Raw genomic sequence first — 25,281 nt, 5'->3', positions numbered from 1 at the left:
CCAAATGCGTCTATTTTCTACCTTATTGGCTTTGTGCCTTACCCTGATGCTTTCTGCACAGGATGTAATTTTGACTGCGATCGTTGACCCGGACAACGGGACACAAACTCCCCGAGTCATCGAATTATATGTTTCGGGAACTGTCGACCTATCAAACTACCGGCTCGAACGTGCGGCCAACAACAACGCCTTCCCAGATGCCTCACTCGCGCTGAGTGGGACGTATACCGATGCTTTTGTGTACGCCATCAACAATGAACCTAGCTTTGTAACTGCCTTTGGGAATACCGGAGATTTTGCCAATGTTGTTGTGGATGCCAACTTCGTAAGCGGAAATGGAGACGACCGTTTCCGATTGGTCAGGATCAGCGATGGCGTGGTAATCGATCAAACAGGCGGAGACGTACGCGCGAGCATCTACCAGGATAGTTATCTCTACCGGGTCGATAATACCGGACCGGACGGTGGCTGGATTGCCACCAACTGGATGAATGTTGGCAACAATAACACGCTCGACGGATTAACCCTTGCCCAGCTCGGCACTACCGTCCCTTTGGGCACCTACATGACCACCCCTCCCGGCCCATCCGTATCGGCTGCCGGCAACGGTGATTTGTCCGAACCTGGCACCAACGGCGGATTTACCATCAGTCTTTCCCAGACAGATGCCAACAACATTACCGTAAACTATACCCTGAGTGGCACCGCCGCAAATGGTTTCGACTACGCTGACGCCAACGGTGGCAGTGTCACCATTACTGCCGGTCAACTTTCTGCGCCTCTTAATCTGACAGTCCTCGATGACGCAGACTCTGAGCCAACGGAATCCATCGAAATAACGCTGACTGGAGTATCCTCCACGACCTTCGCCCTTGGTGGCGGCGCCACCATAAGTCTATTTGACGACGAGCCCGTCGGTACATTCTTTATCCATGCCGTACAGGGCAACGGCGCCACCAGCCCGGTAGTTGGCCAGGACGTAACCATTCAGGGTATCGTTGTTGGTGATTTTCAGGGTGGCACAGGAGTCGGCCTCGGCGGATTCTTCGTACAGGAAGAAGACGCGGATGCAGATGCAGATGCGGCCACTTCCGAAGGCATATGGGTATATGATGATACTGGTGCTACTGATGTTGCCGTAGGCGACCTGGTCACGGTTACTGGTGCCGTGGAAGAAAGCAGCGACCTTACTCAGATCAACGTTACGGGCGGTGGGGCTTCCGTCATGATTGTCAGTAGTGGCAATACCCTGCCTACGGCTGCCAGTCTCGATCTTCCCGTTGCTTCGGAGGCCGTTTACGAGGCATTTGAAGGTATGCTGACCACCCTTATCGACAATGCCGTTATTACCGAGACTTTCGGCGTTGCCCGTTTTGGAGAATTCGTAGTCAGTGAAAGTGAACGACAGATTCAGTTCTCTGAGTGTAATACTCCCGATCCCGGAACCGTCGGAGGCTATAATGATCTTCTTGCCCTCGGTCGTTTGACGGTTGATGACGGGCGTTCAGGAGACAATAACTTCCCGATCGTTCTACCGGATGGCAGCAACCTCACCGCTACGAACTCTCTCCGTTCCGGCACGGTATTTACTGGCCTGACCGGCGTACTTGATGAGCGTTTCACCGGTTACCGGTTGCAGTTTACAGCGTTTACGACTCAGGTAGACAACCCACGCCCAACTACGGCTCCTGCCGTTGGTGGATTCGTTAAAGTAGTTGGGATGAATGTCCTCAATTACTTCACCACATTGGGTAGCCGTGGAGCCAACAATGCGAACGAATTTGATCGCCAGGAGGCAAAAATTGTTGCCGCTATTTGTGAACTTGACGCTGATATTCTGGGCCTGGTAGAGATTGAAAACAACGGCTTCGGTGCAAACAGTGCGCTGCAAACGCTGGTGGATGCCATTCAGGCAGAATGTGGCATTGTTTACGATTTTGTTGTTAACCCCAACAGTGGCTCTGATGGAATTCAAGTTGCCCTAATCTACAAGCCTTCGGTAGTGGAGGAGTCTGGAACGGCCGCCAACCTGACCGTTGCGGCGGGTAATTTTAATAGTAATCGTATCCCGTTGACCCAGACGTTCCGGGTAGTAGAAGCGGGTAATATGAACCTGGGCCAGCAGATCACTGTCTGTGTCAACCACTGGAAGAGTAAAGGCAGCGACTGTGGTGGTGCTCCGGATGACGACACCGGTGGAGCAGGGAATTGTAATGGGACTCGCCTCGCTGCCGCTACAACGATTCTCGACTGGCTGACCAACGATGACCCTACGGGGACCGGCGTGACTGACCAACTCGTTATTGGAGACCTCAACGCCTACAGTGAAGAAAGCCCGATAACGACCTTTACGGATGCAGGTTGGTCCAACACCGTACGCGATAATGCCGGTGCCGGCAGTTTCCCCTGTGGCAGTGTGGCCTCCTACGTATTCCGTGGAGAATGGGGCAGCCTCGACCATGCGTTGGCCTCCCCTACCCTGGCCAGCAAGATTACCGGATCCATTCCCTGGGGCGTCAATGCCGAAGAGCCTACCGCACTTGACTACGATACACAATTCAACGACCCCGCCCTTTACGGAGACGATTTTTACCGATTCAGTGACCATAATCCCGTGGTGATCGGGATGGACCTTGGAATGCCTTTACCGGTAGAACTGGCTGAATTTAGCGGTCGGGCCCAGGGTAAGAACGTACTCCTGGATTGGAGGACCGCCACGGAGGAAGCAACGGACCGCTTTGAAGTTCAGCGCCGGGATTCGCGTGGTAATTTTGCCACCCTTGGCACGGTAGTTTCCGAGGGCAACAGCCTTGTGTCCCGTAGCTATGAATTTACCGACGATGCTCCCCTTGCCGGCATGAATATTTACCGCCTTCGGATCATTGACCTGGATGGCAGTACAGCATTTAGCGATCTGGTTAACATTGAATTTGACGGTGAGCAGGCCATGCAAATGCGTCAGGTTACTGCCCGTCATTTACAACTGACTGGTGCCGAGGAAAAGAGTGATTACCTGTTCTCCAATGCTGCTGGCATGGTCATTCGCCAGGGCGAGATCAATACCGCCGTTTTGGACATAGACGGCACGGAGCTTCCGGCTGGCTTGTACCTGCTCAGCGTTCGAGCACCTGCTGGAGCAATGACTACGTTTAAGGTTATTCTGCCTTAACATCAGTATATTCTAATGAAAGCCTGAACATCGACTTTGGTTGGTGTTCAGGCTTTTTTTGGGCGGGGACGCGGGTGCATAGGTAAGTTTGAGGCAATGCTGAGTGTTCTACGCCTGTTCAAAATCCTTCCCCGTACTTCTACGGAAGTACATCTGGCCTAAGACCACCCCGCAGCAACGGACGCTCAAGGGTCGCTGCACCGGACACTCAAAGGTCGCTGCGCGACGCTTCGAGGTCCGTTTGCTCTTTTTACCCTTCCCTTGCACCTGCGACCGCGCCCAAAATGACACGTCTGCCAAAAATGTGCTGACAGATTGACGGTTCCTCTCAATTGGCACGTCCTTAGCAGTACCCATCACGAGCGAGGTTACTTAAATGTACCTTCGCCCGGCTTTTGTACAGCAGAAGTCGATCAACACGCACCCAAATTAGTAACCAAAACATATTGCACATGAAGCCGATCAACGATCGCGTCGTGGTAAAGCCCGCTCCCGCTGAAGAAAAGACCAGCGGTGGTATCATCATCCCCGACACTGCCAAAGAGAAGCCACAACGCGGTGAAATCATCGCCGTTGGCCCGGGTAAAGACGGAAATTCAATGACCGTAGCAGTAGGAGATGTTGTCCTGTACGGCAAGTACGCCGGCCAGGAAGTAAACCTGGAAGGTCAGGATTACCTGATCATGCGGGAAGACGATATTCTTGTCGTCATCTAACTGAGTTCGTGGGTTGGTGAGTCACTGAGTTGCTACCGCCGTTTCCACTCACTTCGCTACGCTCCTTCGCCTTAGGTGAGCAAGCGTAGCGCCGCGAACGGTACTTGCGGCAGCAACTCATCAACTCAGTGACTCGCTAACTCAGTAATAATCCAATCACTATAAAATATATACAACTATGGCTAAGGAAATTAGCTTTGACAGAATCGCGCGGGAGAAACTCCACGCCGGTGTAGACGCACTCGCCAATGCGGTGAAGGTAACGCTCGGCCCAAAAGGGCGTAACGTCGTTATTCAAAAATCCTTCGGTGCTCCTCAGATCACCAAGGATGGAGTAACCGTTGCTAAAGAAATCGAACTCGAAGATCCGGTTGCCAACATGGGTGCCCAGATGGTAAAAGAGGTGGCATCCAAGACCGCAGATATTGCTGGCGACGGTACTACTACTGCCACGGTACTCGCACAGGCCATGATCAAAGCCGGACTCAAGAACGTTACCGCTGGCGCGAATCCTATGGACCTCAAGCGCGGCATCGATAAAGCCACTAAGGCAGTTATCGAGCACCTTAAAGGTCAGAGCGAAGTAGTTGGAAACGACTTCAGCAAAATCGAGCAGGTTGCTGCCATTTCTGCCAATAACGATAATGAGATTGGTGCCCTGATCGCTGACGCAATGAAGCGGGTTTCCAAAGACGGCGTAATTACCGTTGAAGAAGCCAAAGGCACCGATACCTACGTTGAAGAGGTGATGGGTATGCAGTTTGACCGCGGTTACCTCAGCCCCTACTTCGTTACCGATACCGAGAGTATGGTGACCGAGTATGAGAACCCGTACATCCTGATCCACGACAAGAAAATCAGCAACATGCAGGACATCCTGCCGGTGCTGGAGCAGGTAATTCAGGCTGGTCGTCCCCTACTGATCATTGCCGAAGACATCGAGTCTCAGGCACTCGGCGTATTGGTGGTCAACCGCCTGCGCGCGCAACTGAAAGTTGTTGCCGTAAAGGCTCCAGGTTTCGGCGATCGTCGTAAAGCCATGCTGGAGGACATTGCCATCCTGACCGGAGGTACTGTGATCAGCGAAGAAAAAGGTTACAAGCTGGACCAGACTACCATGGATATGCTCGGCACTGCCGAGAAGATCACTGTAGACAAAGACAATACTACCATCGTGGGTGGTGCAGGTGCTGACGAAACGATCAATGGCCGTATCGGTCAGATCAAGCAGCAGATCGACACCACCACAAGCGACTACGACCGCGAGAAACTGCAGGAACGCCTGGCCAAACTGGCTGGTGGTGTTGCCGTACTCTACGTCGGTGCAGCTACGGAGGTGGAAATGAAGGAAAAGAAGGACCGCGTTGATGACGCTCTCCATGCTACCCGTGCCGCCGTTGAGGAAGGCATCGTGGCCGGAGGTGGCGTAGCGCTGGTGCGCGCTATCGCTGCACTGGAAGGCATGAAGGGTGAAAACGAGGACCAGACCATCGGTATTCAGATCATTCGGAAGGCCCTGGAGTCCCCGCTTCGTACCATTGCAGACAACGCAGGTGTGGAAGGTAGCGTTATCCTGCAAGGTGTAATGACCGGTAAGGGAGATAGCTACGGCTACAACGCACGGACCAATGTGTTCGAGGACCTGAAAAAGGCTGGTGTTATCGATCCAACCAAAGTTACCCGCATTGCGCTGGAGAACGCTGCGTCGATCGCCGGTATGGTCCTGACCACCGAGTGTGTGATCAATGACAAGCCGGAGCCCGCCGGAGACATGGGTGGCCACAGCCATGGCGGCATGGGTGGCGGTATGGGCGGCATGATGTAAATCAGGCAGTTGCTACTAACAAATTCAGGAAACCCCGGTTGGCAAATGCTGACCGGGGTTTTTCGTTATCTGCGAAATTTCCATGACTTATCTAAACCCTTGCCCCGCTTTCAGTATTTACTGAAAGTATGGAACTAGAAGAAGGTAAAGAACGCTTCATTGAAGCCTGGGGAGCACTTGGTAGTAGCTGGGGCGTGACACGAACCATGGCGCAGATTCACGCCCTGTTGTTAGTCTCCAACACTCCCAAGAGTTCTGATGATGTGATGGAAGAACTTCAGATCAGCAGAGGTAATGTAAACACCAATATGAGGATGCTCGTAGACTGGGGATTAGCCTATAAAAAGCTCATTCCCGGAGAACGAAAAGAGTTCTTCATCGGCGAAAAGGATATGTCCAAAGTGATAAAGAGTATCGTCATTGCCCGTAAGAAACGGGAGTTGGAGCCAATGCTTCGCCTTTTAGACGAACTTACCGGGGTAGAAGGAAAGGACGCGGAGGCAGAAGACTTCCGTAACGTAGTTAAAGACCTTAAGCTCTACAGCCATAAGGCAGATTCGGCGTTGGATGCCCTGGTTAAAGTAGATAGCAATTGGTTCTTCTCGACTTTGCTCTCAATGATAAAATAAGCAGTGGGTTCCGGGGCTTATTTCAGCTGCATAAACGCCTTTACGAAAGGGTCCCTTAGCCGGCGGGAAATGGGTATTTTCGTTCCGTCATCCATTATCACCAGGTGATTGGCCACCATTATTTCGCTGATAAACTGCAAATGGATTAAATAAGACTGATGGGAGCGTGCAAAAACAGGAGAATCAATCAGCTTCTCGTAGTAAGCCAGGTTGCGTGACACCATCAGACTCCCTCCGTTTGTCGTATGAAAAGTAGCGTAATTACCGTCTCCAACGATGTACTGAATCTCCTCGTATTTGAGCACGTTGATGCGTTCCTTAGTCCGTAAAAACAGTCGATCTTTCAGGAGGTTGAGCCGGTAGTTTCCAGCTAATCCCCGGGCGACAGCCTGCTGTAGTAATTCCGGATCAACGGGTTTGAGCAAAAAATGAATAGCTTCCGTTTGAAAAGCTCTGACGGCATATTCGTCGAAAGCCGTTACGAAGACAATATTATTGCAGTAGTTACTGATGCCTTTTGCCAGATCAATACCATTCTCGTTTTTCAGCTTGATGTCAATGAACGCCAGGTCATAGGCCGTCCCGGAAGCTAACCGTAAAGCATCCCTGCCATTTGCCGCTTCGTCAATATCGGTGACCTGCGGACAGAACAACTCCAGAATTTTCTTCAGCACGCTCCGTGCGTCCGCCTCATCATCAACTATCAGGGCACTTGGCATAAATCTTTTTTTTCGGTAAAAAAGGTTGGTTTAAAAAGGCTTAGACATTGCTTTCTATCACCGCGTTTTCAAGGTAAATCCACAATTGTACTTTGGTCCCGGATAAAGTCCCGTCTACATTATAAACCGGTTTAACGCTCATACCCGAAACATTTTTGTTGCCGTCTTTCATCATTTCAAGGCGTCGTCGTGTAATGGCCATCCCCATAGACTCCTCTCCGAATTCCAGGTCTGTTTCGATACCAGTTCCGTTGTCTTCGATTTCTACCTTCAGCAGCCGGGTATTACCACTAAACGAAATTTGAATCACCCCTCCCGCATCAATTTCTTTTAGCCCGTGCAAAATAGCATTCTCTACAAAAGGCTGAATTAGCAACGGCGGCAGAATGATTTGTTCCAGGGGTAAATCATCGGCTCCAACAATTTGGTACTCGAACCCTTCCTTAAACCTAAGTTTTTCGAGTACGAGATAGGTCTCCAACATTTCGATTTCCTGCGCCAGTGAATGCTTTCCTTTGACGGAAGAATTCAAGGTCTGCCGGACCACCAGCGCAAAACGTGACAGGTAAATGGCAGCTTGCTTAGCCTCGTTATGTATTACGAAATTCTGTATGGAATTCAAGGCATTGAAGACGAAATGAGGGTTCATTTGGGCGTGCAGTGCCTCGTGCTCTAACCGGGAGATTTGCAATAAAAACTCGTTCTCCCGCTTACGATTTTTTTCCCGCCTCAAAAAGTACCAGGTTATTGCCCCCACGATCAGGAGGATGCCTAGAATGCGGGCCCACCAGGTAGCATACCAGGGAGTTGCAATACTAAATGATATTTCCGTAGGGACACTCCAAACTCCGGCTTCGTTTTGACTGGCAACTGCGAATGCAAACTGTCCGGAGCCGAGACGCGGAAAGGTTACGTTTCTTTCTCTCGTAAATCGCCAGGCATCGTTAGTTCCCAGGCGATACCGATAAAGCACTTTATCCTCTAACCTGTAATTGATGGTACCAAAGTAGATTTCTACATTATGATTGCCCGAGCTAATGCTCACCTCTTTTCGGTTATTTATAGTTGCTGCATCTACCACGAAGCGACTTATGATGGGAGGTGCAGAATAGGCAGCCGGCGGTATTTCCTGAAATTTCTGTATTCCCGAGTTTGTTGCCAGCCAAACCTGTTCTCCGTAAATCGCCACATCGAGCAACTCATTATTGATCAAACCGTCTTCTTCCCGGTAGGTCCGGACCTCCTCCCCATTGTCATTGTAAATGACTTTCGACAACCCCGCCAGGGTTGCTATCCAAACATTACCGTCCTCTGATATTTCAAAATCACGGATCATATCCGAGGCTAACCCGTCTTTCTCTTTAAGAACCGTCTTATTACCGTTCCTTAAAAAAACCATTCCTTCTCCCCGGGTAGCGAAAAGAATCCCGCCTTTATGCTCGACGATTTTTACTACTCTGGTTGAAAGTTCAGTCGCGCCTAAGTCCAACGGAGTTAGCGTTGCATCCGGACGGGAAGGATCATAGACCACAACACCGTTCAGCGTACCAAGCAAATACCGGTTGAGAGAATCGATTAAAAACGTCTCAACACCGTAAAAATAATCCGTCCCTTCGCTTACGAATTCAACCTCCCGGGTGTCCATATCCAGTATACCAAACTGGATGCTGTTCGTACACAACCCCTTACGTGGTCCCAATTTGTTGCAAGTGGTGATGAGGTCTACGGACTGAAGTCTAGGCACTCCTTTAGCTAAGTAGGGAGAGAAGTTTCGGGAGCTTTGGTTATTCGTTATCTCAGGCTCATGCGTTAAAACTGTTTGGGAAGTGAATAAAGTGCTAGATAAAGAATCGAACATTAAGAACTCATGCCTTGCCCCAAAAGGACGATTTGCATCCAGATAAACGTAGCGTTTCTTTTCGCCATCATACTGATACAAAGATCCATCAGCATAGCTCGCATAGAACATGTTATCTCCGGTAGGCGCTACCGCAAGTGGCGAAGTCTTGTTATCAAGAATGTACTTTTGTTGTACCGGAAAAGGGCAATAGTATACCCCTGCATCGGTAGTAGTTACCCACAAGCCCCGATGTGAATCTGGCTGGATAAAAGAAATAGACCTGCCACGCAAAAAAGTATCTACAGCAGCAACTTCATCATCTTCATTGAGGGTAAAGCGTAATAAGCCCAGGCCTTGCTCCATACCTACCCAAAAGGAAGAAGCATCGATTGGTAAAACATGATTAGCCCTTCTCCCAAGTTTGTAAATCATTTTGGCCCCCTGGCCAGCTTTAGTTACATATAATTTACTAGGTGAAAAAAATAATAGCTTTTCCTCACCATCCTCTTCCGTAATCAACGCTAAATTCTTTATTGGCCATATTGTACTTTTAGCAACGGGTAGACTAATTCGGCCAATCTCCCGACTACAATCTTCATTTCCAACATACAGGGTAAATTCCTTGCTGAAATCACTTTGCAGCCCCGTAATATTTGTCGGATAACTTCGCGAAATGGGGGCGACCTTCGAGGCCTCAGGACCAGAACATCCCGGAGTATAAAAGGAGAGGCCGTCTGGCTCACCGATCTCTAAGGACCGGACCTGTCCTTTTTTATTGATCGCGTGGAGTCCACTTTTCTGAAATCGAATGATCACATCACCTGTGTCACGAACGTCCACCAAATGAACAAATTCATTGTAATTCCGGGCTTCCTGTAAGACACTGTTGTAGGCATAGGCATGAAACCGACCTTCCTCAAAATAGTACAAGTCTCCAGAATAAGTACCTGCCCATATTCTCCCAAGATCATCGGAAAGAAGTGTAAAAACGACGACGTCATTCAGCCCGTCATTCGTATCAAAAACTTCAAAATTGTATCCATCAAAGCGGGCAACACCGTTATCGGTGCCAAACCACATGTACCCAATTTCATCTTCTAAAACGGTGTAGGTTTCTGAGCTGGGCAAACCATCATCGTTCGTATAATGCTTAAAATGCAACTGGGTAGACTGAGCACAAAGTACTCCGCCTACCCAGCAGGTGAAAAAACAGGATAGTAACATAACAGCTAAGAACGAAGAAGGCATCGACAATTTCATTGGAGCCAATTTCGCTCAAATTTTAATGAAGAAACAATTTTCCGGGAATCCCGGGTTAATAGAGGCTTAGGTACTTAAGCGAATTCTAAAAATTCAGGTAAACGTGTTATGGGTCAGGTTGAACTAAGGCCAACATTGATTTTGTAACTATCTGGAAGTGAATATCGGTGATAAGGCCCCATACCTACAACCTCCGTTTAATATCCGTACGTGGGCAGTTAATATCCGGTGCCAACACCTCCTGATCGGTCTTCTGGCTTACATAATCAGGAGGGCGACGGTGCGCAGGTGCAAGGAAGAGGTGAAGGGCAATCTCAGCACCCTTTGCTCAAAAAACATCCAATTGCATCCTGCGGCCCCGCCTCACCCCCCCCCCAGATTAAACCACTATTCCTTCCCGATAAAAGCAATAATAGCCACAGAAACACTACTCATTAATTCTTTAGACAAAATCTAAACAGACCATATGATGGATTCCCCGCAAAACCCTTTCGTTTCTCAGCGTTTTAACCATTAAGTTTGCCGCGTTACGTAAAATCTACCGTCTATGAATACTTGGTTTGTCCGTTTTATAACTTCGAGCATTGGTAAGAAGGTGGTGATGGCTCTTACTGGGCTGTTTCTGATCTCCTTTCTAATCATTCACTTGATAGGCAACCTCCAGTTGCTTAGCGGAGCAGGTGGCCAGGCCTTTAATGAGTATGCCTACTTCATGACGCACAACCCCTTGATTAAGGCAACAAGCTATGGGCTGTACGCTTCCATTCTTTTGCACGCTATTCAGGGCATACTTCTCTGGATAAAGAACCGTCAGGCTCGTGGGTCCCAAGGCTATGCCGTAAAGGCTAACCGAACCGCGGGTGCAAGCAAAGCCTCTTACCGCATGGGGGCGATCGGTTCGATCATCCTTATTTTCCTTGTTATTCATTTGATCCAGTTTTGGTACCAGACGCACTGGGGAAGCCAAATAGAGACGGTGGACTACGAAGGTTGGGATCAACCCATCAACGACCTTTACGCACTGGTGGCCTTTACCTACACCAACATCTGGATGGTCGTCTTCTACGTGGTCTGTATGATCTTCGTCGGCCTTCACCTCTGGCACGGCTTTGAGTCTGCTTTTCAGACGCTTGGTCTCAGCCATGAGAAATGGACACCGCTCGTCAAAATTGTTGGCCGGGTGCTCTCCGTTGCCCTCGCCGCAGGTTTTGCCATTATTCCGATCTGGATGTACCTCAATCAGTAAACCAACACTTCAAAAAGCATAATCATGCCCTTAAAATCCAACGTCCCCCCCGGAGAATTAGGCGAAAAGTGGACCAAATACCGGTCTTCGATGCCGCTGGTGGCGCCCAACAATAAGCGCCGTCTTGAAGTGATCGTTGTCGGTACCGGTCTTGCCGGTGGCGCTGCCGCCGCCACCCTCGGCGAACTCGGTTACAAAGTGAAGGTGTTCACCTTCCACGACAGCCCACGCCGTGCACACTCCATCGCAGCTCAAGGCGGTATTAATGCAGCCAAGAACTACCAAAACGACGGTGACTCCGTGTACCGCCTGTTTTATGACACCATCAAAGGCGGTGATTACCGCAGCCGCGAAGCCAACGTACATCGCCTTGCGGAGGTGAGTGTCAACATCATTGATCAGGCCGTAGCCCAGGGTGTTCCATTTGCCCGGGAGTATGGCGGCTTGCTCGCTAACCGTTCCTTCGGTGGCGTGCAGGTAAGCCGAACGTTCTACGCACGAGGTCAAACGGGGCAGCAGCTGCTGCTCGGTGCATACCAAAGCCTCAGCCGCCAGGTAAGCCTCGGCAACGTGACGATGTACAACCGCCACGAAATGGTGGACCTGGTAAAAGTTGACGGTAAGGCCCGTGGCATCATTGCAAGGAACCTCCTTACCGGAGAACTCGAACGCCACGCCGCACACGCGGTGGTGCTGGGTACCGGTGGCTATGGTAACGTATTCTACCTGAGTACCAATGCCATGAACTCCAACGTATCCGCTGCCTGGCGGACGGTAAAAAGGGGTGCCTTTATGGCCAACCCTTGTTTTACCCAAATTCACCCAACCTGTATCCCCGTTTCCGGAGAGTACCAGTCTAAGCTTACCCTCATGTCGGAGTCCCTCCGGAATGACGGCCGGGTTTGGGTACCTAAGAAAAAGGAAGATGCAATCGCTATCCGTGAAGGCAAAAAGAACGGCCGCGACCTCTCCGAAGAAGAACGCGATTACTACCTCGAACGCCGCTATCCAGCTTTTGGCAACCTCGTCCCCAGGGACGTAGCCAGCCGGGCTGCCAAAACAGCCTGCGACGAAGGCCTGGGTGTTAGCCCGACCGGACTAGCTGTTTACCTCGACTTCGCCGACGCCATTATGCGTTACGGTAAGAGCCGGGCCACTACCCTGCACGAACCTGATGCTTCCGATGCCCGTATCAAAGAACTCGGCACCGCCGTCATTGAAGAAAAATACGGTAACCTTTTCGAGATGTACGAAAAGATCACGGGAGAGAATCCTTACGTGATGCCAATGAAGATTTATCCGGCCGTACACTATACTATGGGTGGACTTTGGGTGGATTATAACCTGCAGACCAACATACCCGGACTCTTTGCTACCGGTGAAGCCAACTTCAGCGACCACGGAGCCAACCGCCTTGGTGCCTCAGCACTGATGCAGGGACTGGCCGATGGTTACTTCGTCTTGCCCTACACCATCGGTACCTTCCTTGCTGATGAGATTCGGACACCAATGATCGATCCGGACCAAAAGGAATTCATGGATGCCGAGAAAGCAGTAGCTGACCGGATAAGCCAGGTGCTTGACGTAAAAGGTAATCAATCCGCCGAAAGCTTCCACCGCCGTCTTGGCAAAATCATGTGGGAGTACTGCGGAATGTCCCGTAGCGAAGAAGGACTGGCCAAAGGGAGGGAAGACATTCGCCGTCTCCGCCAGGAATTCTACGAAGATGTTTTTGTACCGGGTACTGCAGACGAATACAATCCTGAGTTGGAAAAAGCACTTAGAGTCGCTGACTTCCTCGAACTCGGAGAACTGATGATGGTCGATGCCAAGGACCGGGACGAAAGCTGTGGTGGTCATTTCCGCGAGGAATTTAAAACCGAAGATGGTGAAGCATTACGTCGGGACGAAGAGTATACCTACGTTTCCGCCTGGGAATGGGATGACCACGACCCGATCTTGCACAAGGAGGACCTCGTCTTCGAAAACGTTGAACTGAAAACCCGTTCTTACAAATAATAGTCGCCGGTTCGGTTCCGGCCAATCCTTCACCAGCACGCACTTTTTTTGGCGCGGCCGCAGGTGCAAGGGAAGGTTGGACAAGAGCCGTGAATCAAAACCATAAATTACCATGGGAGCAGATAACATGAAACTCACCCTAAAAATCTGGCGGCAAAAAGGAAATAAGGCCAAAGGCCAGTTCCAGACTTACCAAGTCGATAATGTATCCACCCACATGTCCTTTTTGGAAATGCTGGATGTGCTGAATGAAAAACTCGTATCCGATAAGCAAGAGCCCGTTGCTTTTGAGCACGATTGCCGTGAAGGTATCTGTGGTACTTGTAGCCTCGTCATCAATGGTTACCCACACGGGCCGATGCAGGGTACCACGACTTGCCAGTTGCACATGCGTCATTTCAACGACGGTGACACCATCACCATCGAGCCATGGCGTTCAGCTGCCTTCCCCGTCGTTAAAGACCTCGTCGTTAACCGCGACGCCTTTGACCGCATTATTCAGTCTGGCGGATTCATCTCCGTAAATACTGGCCAGGCCCAGGATGGCAACGCCATCCCGATCGAGAAGGAAGTGGCCAACGAAGCGATGGACGCTGCCACCTGTATTGGCTGTGGCGCCTGCGTCGCCGCTTGTCCGAATGCCTCCGCTATGCTGTTTACCGCTGCTAAAGTGAGCCACTTGGCCCACATGCCGCAGGGTGAGGTTGAAGCCGCACAGCGTGCGCGGCGCATGGTCGAACAGCACGATGCTGAGGGCTTCGGCCGTTGCTCGAACATTACTGCGTGTGAGGCGGAATGCCCTAAGGAGATTTCGGTTGAGCACATTGCCCGGTTGAACCGGGAATACCTGAGCTCCTCTGTGGGAGGTAAATAGTGGGACTTCGTCCCCTTGATCTTAAGGAGTGAGTCACTCCGCGACCGTCTCTCTGTGTAGGTTAATCCTGGACTGAGGCGTTATTGCTCGTAGTTCAACGCCGGGACTTAGTTGCTTTTCTCGTGGTTTAACCCCGGACTGCGTTCGTCGCTTCACGACTCCCTTCGTCCGGGGTGGCTATTGTGGGACGGCTACGCCGTCGTGCTCCCGTTGTATGTACCGTCATCTGCTATTCCAGGTAGACCTCGTCCCAGGGGATATGATGTTCTCCTAATAACCTTACCAGTTCGTCATGATAGGATTCTTTTTCTAGTTCATTCATTTCACCGTGGTGTGTTTCCTGTTTTTTGACGTAAGCCACCAGATTGTCTCTTGCTTCAGCAGCATACGAACCCAAGAAGTATCCTTTTTGCCATCCCATCCAGTTCTTAAAGAGGCGTTCTTTTCTTATGAATCCAGATGAAGAGCTCTTTATCTCTTTGATTAGAGCTGAGATAGCAACTTTAGGAGGGATACTAAGCACTATATGAATGTGATCCGATACGCCATTAATGCGATAAACGTGGCATTCATAATTTTTACAGATACCGTAAATGAATTTGAACAGCTTTAGTCGGTTTTTACGAGTCATTACTTTCCTCCGATATTTTGTACCAAAGACAATCTGATAAGTAGTGGAATGGTAAGAATTCATTTTCAGTTAGTTGATATGCATAACAGATGACAGCGTAGCTGTCCCACAATAGTTCAGGACGAAGCGAGTTGCAAAGCAACAAGCGTAGTCTTGGGGTACAGCAACAAGCGTAGTCCTGGGGTACAGCAACAAGCGTAGTCCTGGGGTACAGCAACAAGCGTAGGCTTGGGGTACAGCAACAAGCGTAGTCTTGGGGTTCAGCAACAAGCGTAGTCTTGGGGTTCAGCAACAAGCGTAGTCCTGGGGTACAGCAACAAGCGTAGTCCTGGGGTACAGCAACAAGCGTAGTCCTGGGGTACAGCAACAAGCGTAGTCCTGAGGTACAGCAACAAGCGTAGTCCTGAGGTACAGCAACAAGCGTAGTTCCCCCAAAAGTCCTCCTACCCCATCTTATCCCTAAGCCCCAAATCCCCCCCGGCAACCACTTCTCCCCGCCCTAAATAGGTATATCCCCGTACATAGATTACGGGCATGCGCAGCGTGCCACCCTGTCGAGTTCGCCGTTGGCGGTAGCGGAGCTCGCCGTTGATCAGCAAGCGATCTCCAACGTTGAGGTGTTGATGCAGGTCAAGGGCTGCCGGTCCCCAGGCCGTGCAATGATGCGCTTCAATTTGGTTGGGGCCGGAAGTAGAAGCAGTACGTAGTTCAAACCTGGTCAGGTCTTGCCCTTCGCCGGTACAATGATAAGTTGGAGGTAAGGCCAGGCGGCCAATGAGGGTAATCTGATTCATGATGATGAAGATGTTTTTTTAGGCCGTAAATGATTAGCCGAAGAAGTATTAACGGGCCGGCGATGGGTCCGTTCCATGATGTAAAAAGTAGATACGTGGACCTCCGGCCGAAAATGCTGCGCCCCACCTTCGTGAAAACTACGGATATGCAGCCGGCCCTGAACGAAAAGCGTATCTCCCCGCCTGACGCGTTCATGAAAAGACGCCGCCAGTGTGCCCCAGGCATTAAGCATAAAGACGGAAGAGGCCGGTTCTCCGGCACGATTCTCACCATCTTGGTACAAGCGCAGGCGGGACAGCGGAGTGCCGTCAGAAAGAGTATGAAGGTCAACATCGTGACCAGCACGGCCAACCAATTGTATCTGATTCAAGGAAAAGGGCACAGCTAATAAATTTGGTACGGCTCAAAGATGAAAGCACGGTATTACAGTAGTCGTTTTTTATACGAATACTTACGTTTATATGCGTTTATATACGGATAAAACCTACTCCTACCCATCAGAAAAAAGCATAAATTACTGATTATCAACATGTATGGCAGATCTCAGAATTGACACGCTTACTTTTCTCTTAGCTACTTTTCTGTCATTCATTTTGACGGCAGGCAGGGCGTCACAAAACGCTCCATCAAGCAAAAACCTCTGGAGACAAATAGCAAAAAGCAGGCTGACCAGACAATCCGTCAGATCATTTACTTCGAAATAAAAGGAAGGATTGGATTAAAAAATCTAAGATTCGGCAAGAAATACATGGCTAATCCAATTTACCACCCTAATATTGCTGCGTAAATACCCACAATGCTAGTTGCGGGTGACTGGACGTAAACCACCCTTTCTAAAGGAAAGCCAGCCACCCTCATTTAATCTGCTACTCCCATGAGCAAACCACGCGTAATCAAAAACTACGAGAAGTTAGAAGACGAAGTCCTGGAACAGATCAAGCTGTTCTACCCGGAAGGTTTCGCCAAGTCCCTCATTCGTTTTACTGACGTAAACGGCCGGCTTACCAGTGCCCTCCCCTTCGAGACCGAAGAAAAGCACTACCTCATCCGGATGACCAAAACAGAAGCCCTCGAAATCATCGATGACGACGACGATTATGATGATGACGGTATTCTATTGGACGATGTCCGCGACGAGTACGCTGACAAATACGATGACGATGACGACATCGAAGAAGCTGACATTGACCCCGATGAGCTTTCTGACGAGGACCTGATTGATGACGAGGATTAGTGCTGCTTCTCGTTTCCGGGTCTCCCCACCCCGACAGCGCCAACACCCGTTTTCTTACCGCCATCGGCAAGCTGAGTGGCCAGGAGTATGTTACAGCTGACTACCTGGCTGATCTAACGATCTTCCAGCCTGACCGGGACAAAGCCCCCTGGCCAGAGACCGTACTCCGATGGCGGACTGATCTGACCAACGCAAAGGCCGTTGTCATCTGCACCCCAGCTTACCTCCACAACTTACCCGGGGTATTGAAAAATTCACTGGACTGGCTCGCCTCTTCCGGCGAGTTCGATGGCAAACCTACGTTGGTACTCACCTTCACGCCCGGACCGCCGCGCGGTGACCGCGCGCGCCAGTCCCTACTGTGGTCACTCGAAGCTTTGAACGCCCGTGTAGTCGCCGAGAGCGCCTTCTACCAGCAGCAAGTCACCTTCACCGAAGAGGGAGATATTGCCCCAGGCGAAGACCGGGAGGTGTTGCTGGCGGCTGTTGAGTTACTTCAGTAGGCAGGGCACAGGAATCAGGGGTCAGAGCTCAGGGTCAAGGGTACTACACTAAAATAGAATCCTGTATCCTGAACGCTGAATCCTGAATCCTGAATCCTTCGCCCTGAACCAAGTCGCACATTGTACCTTTACCGCCTATCAATCCATTGAGCTATCAAGCTGACTTTCTCGCCCTGGTACCCCGTTGTTTTTTTCTTCGGCCTTCTGTTACTCGGGGGATGGATTCTCGACGACTACGGCATCAGCTGGGACGAGTCCATTCAGCGGCGGCACGGCCGCGTTTCTATTGATTATGCAGCGGAAAAACTGGGGATGACCGACCACGTTGCCCTCGAACCTAAATGGGACCTGGAGGATTATCAGTGGTCCAACTACGGCATGATCTACCAGATCACCGCCTCCGGACTTGAGCTGGCCCTAGGCTATGAAGACGCCCCTTACCAATATTACAAACTTCGCCACTGGATGAATTTCGGACTATTCTGGCTGGCCTGCATCTACTTTTATCGAACCCTTCGGCTAAGGTTTCCCGATCAGGATTGGTATCCGCTGCTCGGCACATTGGCCCTTGTACTTAGCCCCCGCATTTTCGCCAACGGCTTTTACAACCCCAAAGACCACGTCCTGCTGGTCTTCTATCTCATCAGCATTTTCACGCTGCTGCGGTTCCTGAAAAACCGGACCTGGCGTAACCTCCTATTTCATGCCTTTGCCACCGGGCTGGCACTCAATACCCGGTTACCCGCACTGATCGTTCCACTCACTACCGTACTCCTCCTCGGCTGGGAATTCCTGCGCGAACGCAAAGGCAACGGTAAAAATATCGCCTGGATCGCGGCCTACCTCCCACTCTCCATCGCATTTATGGTCCCCTTTTTTCCCTACCTCTGGGAAGATACGTTCAGTCGCCTTATTAGTGCCTTTTCTGAAATGTCTGCCTTTGACTGGGACAGCTACGTATGGCTTTTCGGGGATCGCATCAGCGCACTCGACGTCCCGGCCTACTACATTCCGGCCTGGATCATCATTACCACCCCCATCCTGTACCTGATCTTTATGTTCTCCGGCATCTACGCCACGGGGAAAAATATAATTGGCAGCCTAAAGGAATTCCGCTTCTGGCGCAACGACCAGGAACTGTTGGATTTTGCGCAACTCGGCCTTTCCACCGGCCCCATTTTGGTAGTCATTCTCCTCGGCTCCACGCTCTACAACGGCTGGCGACATCTACATTTTGTTTATCCCGGCTTAATATTTCTGTTGATGGTCGGATTTGAGTGGGCGCAGCAAAAGTGGGCAACCCGAAAACCTGATAATCTGAAAACCCGACTTTGGGCGCGGCCGCAGGTGCCAGGACTGATTTTAGGAGCAGGGCTAACCCTTACTGCGCTAACGATGGTTATTTACCATCCGCATCAGTACGTTTACTTCAACATTGCCATCCAGGGCAAGCCCCTCATGACCCGGTTCGACATGGACTACTGGGGCGTCGGTTTCCGGGAAGCTTTTCTGGAGCTGGCTGATCAAATCCCGGAAGGGGAAGTTCGCTCGATCAAGTGCGAAGTATGGCCCTGCAACGATAATTTCTACGCCCTTCCACCGGAAGCCAAAGCCAAATTACGCCTGGAAGGTGCCTGGCACAAGGCCGATTACCTGGCCACTAATTTCATCTGGGCCAATACCCGCTACATGGTCCGTGACAGAGAAGAGCACTTCGCCCGTCCGGTCGTGGAGATTGCCCCCGGAGGACACCTGACGGTGGGGATTTACCGGCTGCAAGAGTAGTTGTACAGTGCACTACCTAAGTTTTCATATCTCCTTCTGTACGGTCGGGGCTCGCCCCCGTCCGTATTAAATCTCCCGAAACCCTTTAACGCGTTCGCTCAGCGAACGATTCGAGATTCACTCGCCGTAGCGGCAAGGGCAAGCCTCGCCACTAGTCAACCGTCCGACTCTGCACCGGAAAAATAGGCCGTCTTGGATTATTTCAAAAAAATATTCGCCCGACCATGACCAAATCGTAAATCTTCCGTCTCAATTTTTGAGCAGGCATCCTTGCCTGAAAATTTAACCGCTGGCAGTCTTGTCAGTTCAACCCCTCAAAAAACATAATAACATGCTCGACTCAATCATGGACGCCGTTAAAGGCCAGGTCGTTTCCGCCATTGCCGAAAAGACCGGCCTTCCCCTCGGCCAGGCCGAAAAGGCCCTCCCACTTGCTCAGGAATCCGTAACGGAAGGGATTACCGGTGCATTGAGCGGCGGTAACGTCGACGGCCTTCTTGGAATGCTGACCAGCGCAGTAAGCGGCGGTTCTGGTGGTGGCGGATTGCTCGAAAATGTTGTTTACAAAGGAATTGCTGGTAACTTCATCAGCAAGGTAACCTCCAGCCTTGGCCTCAGCGAAGGCGTGGCCAGTACTATCTCCAGCCTGGCACTCCCCATGATCATGAGCAAAATCGGCGGTGCCACCCAGGCAGCCGGTGATACCGACGGCATTGACGCCGGTTCCATGATGAGCGCCCTTGGCCTCGACGCAGGCAGCCTCCTCGGTGGCCTGGCCGGCGGCGGCGAAGCTGGCGACTTGCTTGGCAAAGCTGCCAGTATGCTAGGCGGTGCTAAAGATGCTGGTAGCAGCACTGGTGGCGGACTGCTTGGTAAGCTTGGCGGGATGTTCAAGTAAGGCTTAAACCCTGCTTTCACATAATGAGCGGCAGTCTTCGGAAACGGGGGCTGCCGCTTTTCGTTTGAATCAAATAGTTCTAATGATCCCGAAGGGATCGAATTTTAATTGCCCCGGGTGAGGCGATACCCCGTAACCCGGGGTAAGGAATGGAAGGTAAATATGATGGCGCACAGCGCCGTAGCTATTTTGAGACTACTAAGGCACCCCGGGTAAAAGCCCGCTTCGCGAGCTTTCAACCGGGGCAATTGAAATCTGTCTCCTCCGGAGCCTATTAGTGGGCTGACACCATTCCCCGTAAAGCCTCCCGCACCTCCCAATAATCCAACTCCCCAGCCCGGTCCACCAGCATATAGACCTGCCCCTTCCCCAGCTGGTAATCCGGCGGTGGAACAACTACCCTACCCCGTGTATCTTCGAAGGCCAGGGGGAGTGCCAGCGAATATACCGACCGGCAAAAGGTGAGCCAATCCGTATTCAACTCCATCTCCATCCGGATCAATTCCTGCGGGCCGTAACTGCTGTACAGGCTGTCCAGTATCTCCTCTGCTCCGGTGAGGATGCAACGGGCAAGGATATCGAGGTTCTGGGTTACGGGACGGATTACGTCCGTCGCACCAGCTGCCTCGAAGCGGGTTCGGTTTTCGGTCAGTACGCCTTCCACGATCAGGCGGCCGGTGTAGCCAAGTTCCCTGCGGAGGTAATTGATCGTTACAAACGTCCGGGCATCGGAGTCAGGGGCCCCGGGGTCGTCAGACAATAAGATTACCGCCTCCAGCTCTTTGAGTTCCATGGTGGATAAGCCTTCTTCCTGCCAACAGTCCTCGCAAAGGTGGCTTACCTCCACGGTTCCAAGTTGTCGTTGTAAGGCACGCAGATAAGCAGCGTTTACCCGGTTACGGCCGCCGATGATGCCCAGGCTCTTCGGTTCATCGAAGCTGCGAATGGTCCGGTCTTCCACCAGTGGCTGCAACAGCGCCACCAGCGTTTTTTCAGCCGCCGCTGCGGAGCCGTAAGGGTCTACGTCCACCAGGAAGATGATGACATTGTCTTCCAGCTGGTCTTCGCGGGCAGGATGGACGGCATATTGCCCGTCGTCCTTTCGATATCCCAGCAGGATAGCGTGGCTGTCGGTCAGGCCGAGGATTTGCCCGACGCTGCCCCTGAGAGGCAAATGTATAACCACCATTTCTGCCCCAGCGTGTACAATCAGCTCTTCCACTACTTTTTCGGCACCGATGGCCAAAACTGCCCGGGTGAGCATGTCGGGATAATTGGGGCCAAAAGTCAACACTTCCGTTACGCCCATTTTTTCGGCTACCGGCTCCATCTCCTGCCTTAGGCAGGCCATGATGATCGGCGTATCCGGCGCTTCTTTTCGTAGCCGGTTCACCAGGTCGAGGTTCACGAAATCAGCCTCCGGCTCGTCCGTATCGGGGATGATCACCAGCCGGGCAGCCCGTTGGATGTTCGCCTTGGCCAAAACCGTAGCTTCGTAGAAAGGGCCGCTTACGTGGTGCACGTCGAGATCACGCAACACATCGGGCAACAGCTCAATGTTAGGACTGACAATGACGATGTCCTCATCGTTCAAGGGAGAGATGCTCTCCCGGACTTCCCGGATAGCGCTTACCAAAAAATCCTCCCGCCAACCGAAAATCACGATGTGTCCCCGAGCCCTGATGGCCAACTTACCCTGTTGGCGTTGGGTCACCCGCCACTGCGAAGCTTCAAATATTAAGCCAGCCAATTGAGCGAGCACGAAAATTCCGCCAGCATACATCAGAATAGCCGTCGACCACCGTCCCGCAGTACTCGATGCTGAGATGTCGCCGTACCCGACGGTGGTGGCCGTAGTAATGGTCAACCAGGCAGCGTCTCCCAGGCCTATTCCTTCAAAGATGACCATCGCCAGCATGTGCAGACACATCAGGCTCAACAAGAACAGGGCAAGAAAAAGGATGCGGTATTTCAGGGTACTTCCCAGTGCGCGGCGGGCCTTTTTGGCCCGCTTCTGAATTTGATAGATAACTTGCATGTGGCAAAATACCAACTAATAAAACACACACACCGCTCATTTCCCCAAGAATATTCCGTTTCTTAGAGCCGGCCTGTTGTCAGGCTCTGATTTTGCTTAACCAACCCCCCGATCAATGCAAAAACGTTTCCTCCCCCTGCTCTTCTTGTTCCTTTGCCTGCATCCTGCGCTCCGCGCCCAATTCGTCTATGGTGACGTATTGCCCGATGCGCCCGCACTGTCTGAACGTGGTGAACATGCCGTAGGCGTCCGCAGCCTAACCATCACCAACCCCGACCAGCTCAACATTGCCGCCTTTAAGGAAGGCGAAATCCCTACTTACGACCGACCGCTGAAAATCGAGGTCTGGTACCCCGCAGAGGCCGATGCCGCTGCAACCCTCAGCTACAATGAAACCATGGGGCAATTCCCGGATACCACCCGGCCGCTTATTCCTTTCACCTTCCTCGGCCGCGCGACCCGTGATGCCAAACCAAAGGCAGGTAAGGCCCCCTACCCGCTGGTCGTCGTCTCCCACGGCTACACCGGCTCCCGGTTCCTGATGACCTACCTCACCGAGAACCTGGCCTCCAAAGGTTACGTAGTCGTCTCCATCGCACATACCGAATCGACCTTCGACAATGCGGGGCCGTTTACTTCTACGCTCTACTTCCGCCCGATAGACATTCGTTTCGCTATTGATGAGATGGGGCGCATGAGTAAGTCTGGCTCGGGGTCCTTCCTCTCCGGACTTACCGACGCCAATAATACCGCCATCATCGGCTATTCCATGGGTGGTTACGGTGTCCTCAACGTAGGTGGTGCCGGCTACAGCCCGGGCTTTGGCGGTTTCGTCTCTGGCCGGACCGGCGGCAGTACCGCCATCAACCGCCACCTGATCGGCAACGAAGCTTACCCCGGAGCTGATCCGCGCGTCAAAGCCGTCGTCGCCTTTGCTCCATGGGGCAAAAAAGCCCGCGTGTGGGATGACGAAGGCCTCAAAAACCTATCAGTCCCCACCTTCTTCATTGCCGGTAGCGAAGACGATATTTCCGGATACGAGGACGGTATAAAAGCCATCTTCGATGGCGCAACCAACACGGAGCGCTACCTGCTCACCTACGAAGGGGCACGGCACAACGTAGCTCCGAACCCTCCGCCTCCCGAAGCCCTCGCACCCGGCCTTCACATTGATGAGTACCTCCGGTATGGCGATTCTGTTTGGGATACCCGTCGTATGAATAACATCAACCAGCATTTCATTACCGCCTTCCTCGGCAGCAAGCTAAAAGACCAGGACAATGCGAAGTACCTCGAATTGCCCGAAGACGCCAATACCAATAAGTGGGAAGGCTTCAAGCCCAGAACCGCCGTTGGCCTTACTTTGATGCGGTAAGCCACTTGCATTATATGGCCGCCCAAGAGGAGCAGCGAAGCCAAAATGACAGGACCAGTGGGGCAACCGCAAGGGATCGCCCCTACTAGAATCATTCATTCATCCCGCGTTCGCTTTGCGAACGTGGCCTCCAAACCCGACGCTGGTCGGGCGGGGCTTGTCCCCAACCGACCAGCATGAAATCGAAACCCTCTGGAACCTTCCAGCGAGCCATTCTAAAACAAACGAAGCCCCGGATGAAGACATCCGGGGCTTCGCTGTTTTAGTCCATCCAGGCCGAAGCCCTACGAGCGCAGCAAGCTGCCTCGGACTATTTGACTATTTAACTTTAATAGGTAAACGCGCCATAGTATTCTCCCAACCAACTACCAGTTCGACCATGTCGCCTTTCCCGACGAAGGTCATGGAAAGTGCTTCAAGCGTCGCTGGCGTCTTTTCGGTCTTAGCCGTCATTTTTACTACGACATCCTTCTCATCAAAGTTGGCATTACCCCAGCTCTGTACGGCTTTGTGAATGATGAATTCCCAGCTGCCGTCATTGACCTTAGCGAACAGGCCGTAGCGGCCAGCCTTGACGTCTTTTCCGTTGATGGTAACGTCTTTGAAGAACGTTAACTCGGTAGTTTCGTTGGCACCAACGCGCCACATTTCGCCGTACTTGAGCATTTCGCCAAAGATCTTACGGCCTTTCATTTGCGGACGGCTGTAAACAACACGAACCTGAGGCTCGTTAGCGGCCAGGTCTTTTTCCTCTACGTAGTTCCGTAAGCGACTCATGTCCGGATACTGAATCAGGTCCATCGGGCTGGCATCGTCTCCGGCCAGGCTGGGTGGGTTCAGGTTGATGGGCAGTGCCGCACGGGTTTTGTCCCATTCGAAAATCATGTGCACCATGCCTTCGTCGATCTTCTGGAAACCGATAACGAATGATTCACGAGCTTTGGAAGTCACCATAGTAGGCACTGCGATTGCTACCAGATCTTTAGCAACGTCACGGTTCTCAGAACCGCCGATAAAGCGTTCTTCTGAGATTTTCACGATCCACTGGTCGGCATAAAGCTGCGCGAACATGGTGTAAGTTCCGGCGGGTATTTGAGTTGTTCCGATTTCAACTGCCTGATAAAAGGTAACTTCTGTGGCTTCGTTTGCCCCCATGCGCCAGTCCCGACCGAAGGGCTCCAGCTGACCGAAGATGTTGCGTTCTTTTTTCAGGGGACGGCTGTAGAGCACCTTGATCTTCTGGTTCCGTTCAGGATCATCTGCGGAAAGGTAGTTGGCAAAGGCAGCACTGCGTGGGTAGTGAGCAGCATCCATTGGGCTCTTGTCCAGGTCGCCAAATTTGACTTCCTGCGCCTGAACGAGGGTAAGGCCTCCCATCAGGAAAAGGCAGCAAAGCAGGGTGAATTTGATTCTCATGGTATGGTTTTGGTTATTGAGGTCGCGAAAATACTACATTTGTCGGTTATAAACCGCCTGGTTAGTATTCGGGCGGGGCCGCAGGTGCAGAAAGCGGATAAAAGGAGCAGGGTTTGCCGGCAGGCGACAAACATTAATCCTGGTTCGCTTCGCTCTCGTTGCAGGAGTTCGCTTCGCTCTCGTTGCAGGAGTTCGCTTCGCTCTCGTTGCAGGAGTTCGCTTCGCTCTCGTTGCAGGAGTTGCAGTTGTTGCAGTTGTTGCAGAAACGAGATAGCCCTGCAACCGGAGCAGAGCGACCCTGCAACCCCT

19 protein-coding genes are annotated in these 25,281 nt (G+C 51.7%); 12 read left to right on the top strand and 7 right to left on the bottom strand.

What is annotated here, in order from left to right:
- Positions 1-4 precede the first annotated feature (4 nt).
- From B036_RS31780 to B036_RS0107430, 4 genes are all read left to right on the top strand, one after another.
- Positions 5-3,169, top strand: coding sequence for an ExeM/NucH family extracellular endonuclease (locus tag B036_RS31780; protein WP_052333927.1), 3,165 nt, complete (start codon positions 5-7; stop codon positions 3,167-3,169).
- A gap of 452 nt (positions 3,170-3,621) precedes the next feature.
- Positions 3,622-3,885, top strand: a complete 264-nt coding sequence (locus tag B036_RS0107440) for a co-chaperone GroES (RefSeq protein WP_020568070.1) — start codon at positions 3,622-3,624, stop codon at positions 3,883-3,885.
- 178 nt (positions 3,886-4,063) lie between these two features.
- On the top strand, positions 4,064-5,710 hold the full coding sequence (gene groL, locus B036_RS0107435; protein WP_020568069.1) for a chaperonin GroEL: 1,647 nt from the start codon (positions 4,064-4,066) through the stop codon (positions 5,708-5,710).
- 128 nt (positions 5,711-5,838) lie between these two features.
- Complete coding sequence (locus B036_RS0107430) at positions 5,839-6,339, top strand: GbsR/MarR family transcriptional regulator (RefSeq protein ID WP_020568068.1); 501 nt, start codon at positions 5,839-5,841, stop codon at positions 6,337-6,339.
- A 17-nt stretch (positions 6,340-6,356) separates the two neighbouring features.
- Here the strand turns inward: B036_RS0107430 and B036_RS0107425 are convergent, their stop codons facing one another.
- Positions 6,357-7,058 (bottom strand): LytR/AlgR family response regulator transcription factor, encoded by a 702-nt coding sequence (locus B036_RS0107425; RefSeq protein WP_020568067.1) that lies wholly within the window; start codon positions 7,056-7,058, stop codon positions 6,357-6,359.
- A gap of 40 nt (positions 7,059-7,098) precedes the next feature.
- On the bottom strand, positions 7,099-10,122 hold the full coding sequence (locus tag B036_RS0107420; protein ID WP_020568066.1) for a sensor histidine kinase: 3,024 nt from the start codon (positions 10,120-10,122) through the stop codon (positions 7,099-7,101).
- Between the two features lie 583 nt (positions 10,123-10,705).
- Here B036_RS0107420 and B036_RS0107415 point away from each other — a divergent pair.
- The 3 genes from B036_RS0107415 to B036_RS0107405 all read left to right on the top strand — a co-directional run bounded on the left by B036_RS0107415 (position 10,706) and on the right by B036_RS0107405 (position 14,297).
- The gene (locus B036_RS0107415; RefSeq protein ID WP_020568065.1) at positions 10,706-11,404 is read left to right on the top strand and encodes a succinate dehydrogenase cytochrome b subunit; all 699 of its coding nucleotides are present in this window, start codon (positions 10,706-10,708) and stop codon (positions 11,402-11,404) included.
- A 24-nt stretch (positions 11,405-11,428) separates the two neighbouring features.
- A complete protein-coding gene (locus tag B036_RS0107410; RefSeq protein WP_020568064.1) occupies positions 11,429-13,423 on the top strand; it encodes a fumarate reductase/succinate dehydrogenase flavoprotein subunit in 1,995 nt (664 codons plus the stop codon).
- Between the two features lie 127 nt (positions 13,424-13,550).
- Positions 13,551-14,297 carry a succinate dehydrogenase/fumarate reductase iron-sulfur subunit gene (locus B036_RS0107405; protein WP_026231776.1) on the top strand — a complete coding sequence of 249 codons (747 nt, stop codon included), beginning with the start codon at positions 13,551-13,553 and terminating at the stop codon, positions 14,295-14,297.
- Between the two features lie 229 nt (positions 14,298-14,526).
- On the opposite strand, the gene tnpA is transcribed toward B036_RS0107405, so the two are convergent.
- From tnpA to B036_RS32870, 3 genes are all read right to left on the bottom strand, one after another.
- Positions 14,527-14,991, bottom strand: a complete 465-nt coding sequence (gene tnpA / locus B036_RS0107400; protein WP_026231775.1) for an IS200/IS605 family transposase — start codon at positions 14,989-14,991, stop codon at positions 14,527-14,529.
- A gap of 380 nt (positions 14,992-15,371) precedes the next feature.
- Entirely contained in the window at positions 15,372-15,722 is a 351-nt protein-coding gene (locus B036_RS0107395; RefSeq protein ID WP_020568061.1) for a single-stranded DNA-binding protein, read from the bottom strand.
- Positions 15,719-16,105 carry a single-stranded DNA-binding protein gene (locus B036_RS32870; protein WP_071596762.1) on the bottom strand — a complete coding sequence of 129 codons (387 nt, stop codon included), beginning with the start codon at positions 16,103-16,105 and terminating at the stop codon, positions 15,719-15,721. The genes B036_RS0107395 and B036_RS32870 overlap by 4 nt, the downstream gene beginning before the upstream one ends.
- Positions 16,106-16,597: 492 nt before the next feature.
- Between B036_RS32870 and B036_RS0107385 the strand changes: the two genes are divergently transcribed.
- The 4 genes from B036_RS0107385 to B036_RS31775 all read left to right on the top strand — a co-directional run bounded on the left by B036_RS0107385 (position 16,598) and on the right by B036_RS31775 (position 20,143).
- A complete protein-coding gene (locus B036_RS0107385) occupies positions 16,598-16,957 on the top strand; it encodes a hypothetical protein (protein ID WP_020568059.1) in 360 nt (119 codons plus the stop codon).
- Positions 16,957-17,460, top strand: coding sequence for an NADPH-dependent FMN reductase (locus tag B036_RS0107380; protein ID WP_020568058.1), 504 nt, complete (start codon positions 16,957-16,959; stop codon positions 17,458-17,460). The genes B036_RS0107385 and B036_RS0107380 overlap by 1 nt, the downstream gene beginning before the upstream one ends.
- Positions 17,461-17,772: 312 nt before the next feature.
- Positions 17,773-19,245: an ArnT family glycosyltransferase gene (locus B036_RS0107375; RefSeq protein ID WP_020568057.1), complete on the top strand. Its 1,473-nt coding sequence runs from the start codon at positions 17,773-17,775 to the stop codon at positions 19,243-19,245.
- A gap of 331 nt (positions 19,246-19,576) precedes the next feature.
- Positions 19,577-20,143 carry an HU family DNA-binding protein gene (locus tag B036_RS31775; protein WP_020568056.1) on the top strand — a complete coding sequence of 189 codons (567 nt, stop codon included), beginning with the start codon at positions 19,577-19,579 and terminating at the stop codon, positions 20,141-20,143.
- 274 nt (positions 20,144-20,417) lie between these two features.
- Here the strand turns inward: B036_RS31775 and B036_RS0107365 are convergent, their stop codons facing one another.
- Entirely contained in the window at positions 20,418-22,181 is a 1,764-nt protein-coding gene (locus tag B036_RS0107365; RefSeq protein WP_020568055.1) for a potassium channel family protein, read from the bottom strand.
- 115 nt (positions 22,182-22,296) lie between these two features.
- Here B036_RS0107365 and B036_RS0107360 point away from each other — a divergent pair, with 115 nt between their 5' ends.
- On the top strand, positions 22,297-23,556 hold the full coding sequence (locus B036_RS0107360; RefSeq protein ID WP_020568054.1) for an alpha/beta hydrolase family protein: 1,260 nt from the start codon (positions 22,297-22,299) through the stop codon (positions 23,554-23,556).
- Between the two features lie 318 nt (positions 23,557-23,874).
- On the opposite strand, the gene B036_RS0107355 is transcribed toward B036_RS0107360, so the two are convergent.
- Complete coding sequence (locus B036_RS0107355) at positions 23,875-24,972, bottom strand: DUF2911 domain-containing protein (RefSeq protein WP_020568053.1); 1,098 nt, start codon at positions 24,970-24,972, stop codon at positions 23,875-23,877.
- Positions 24,973-25,281: the final 309 nt, after the last annotated feature.

The sequence above is a fragment of the Neolewinella persica DSM 23188 genome, assembly GCF_000373105.1.
GTDB lineage: Bacteria > Bacteroidota > Bacteroidia > Chitinophagales > Saprospiraceae > Neolewinella > Neolewinella persica.
The sequence above is the reverse complement of the archived record's forward strand: the minus strand, read 5'-3'. Positions and strand labels throughout refer to the sequence as shown.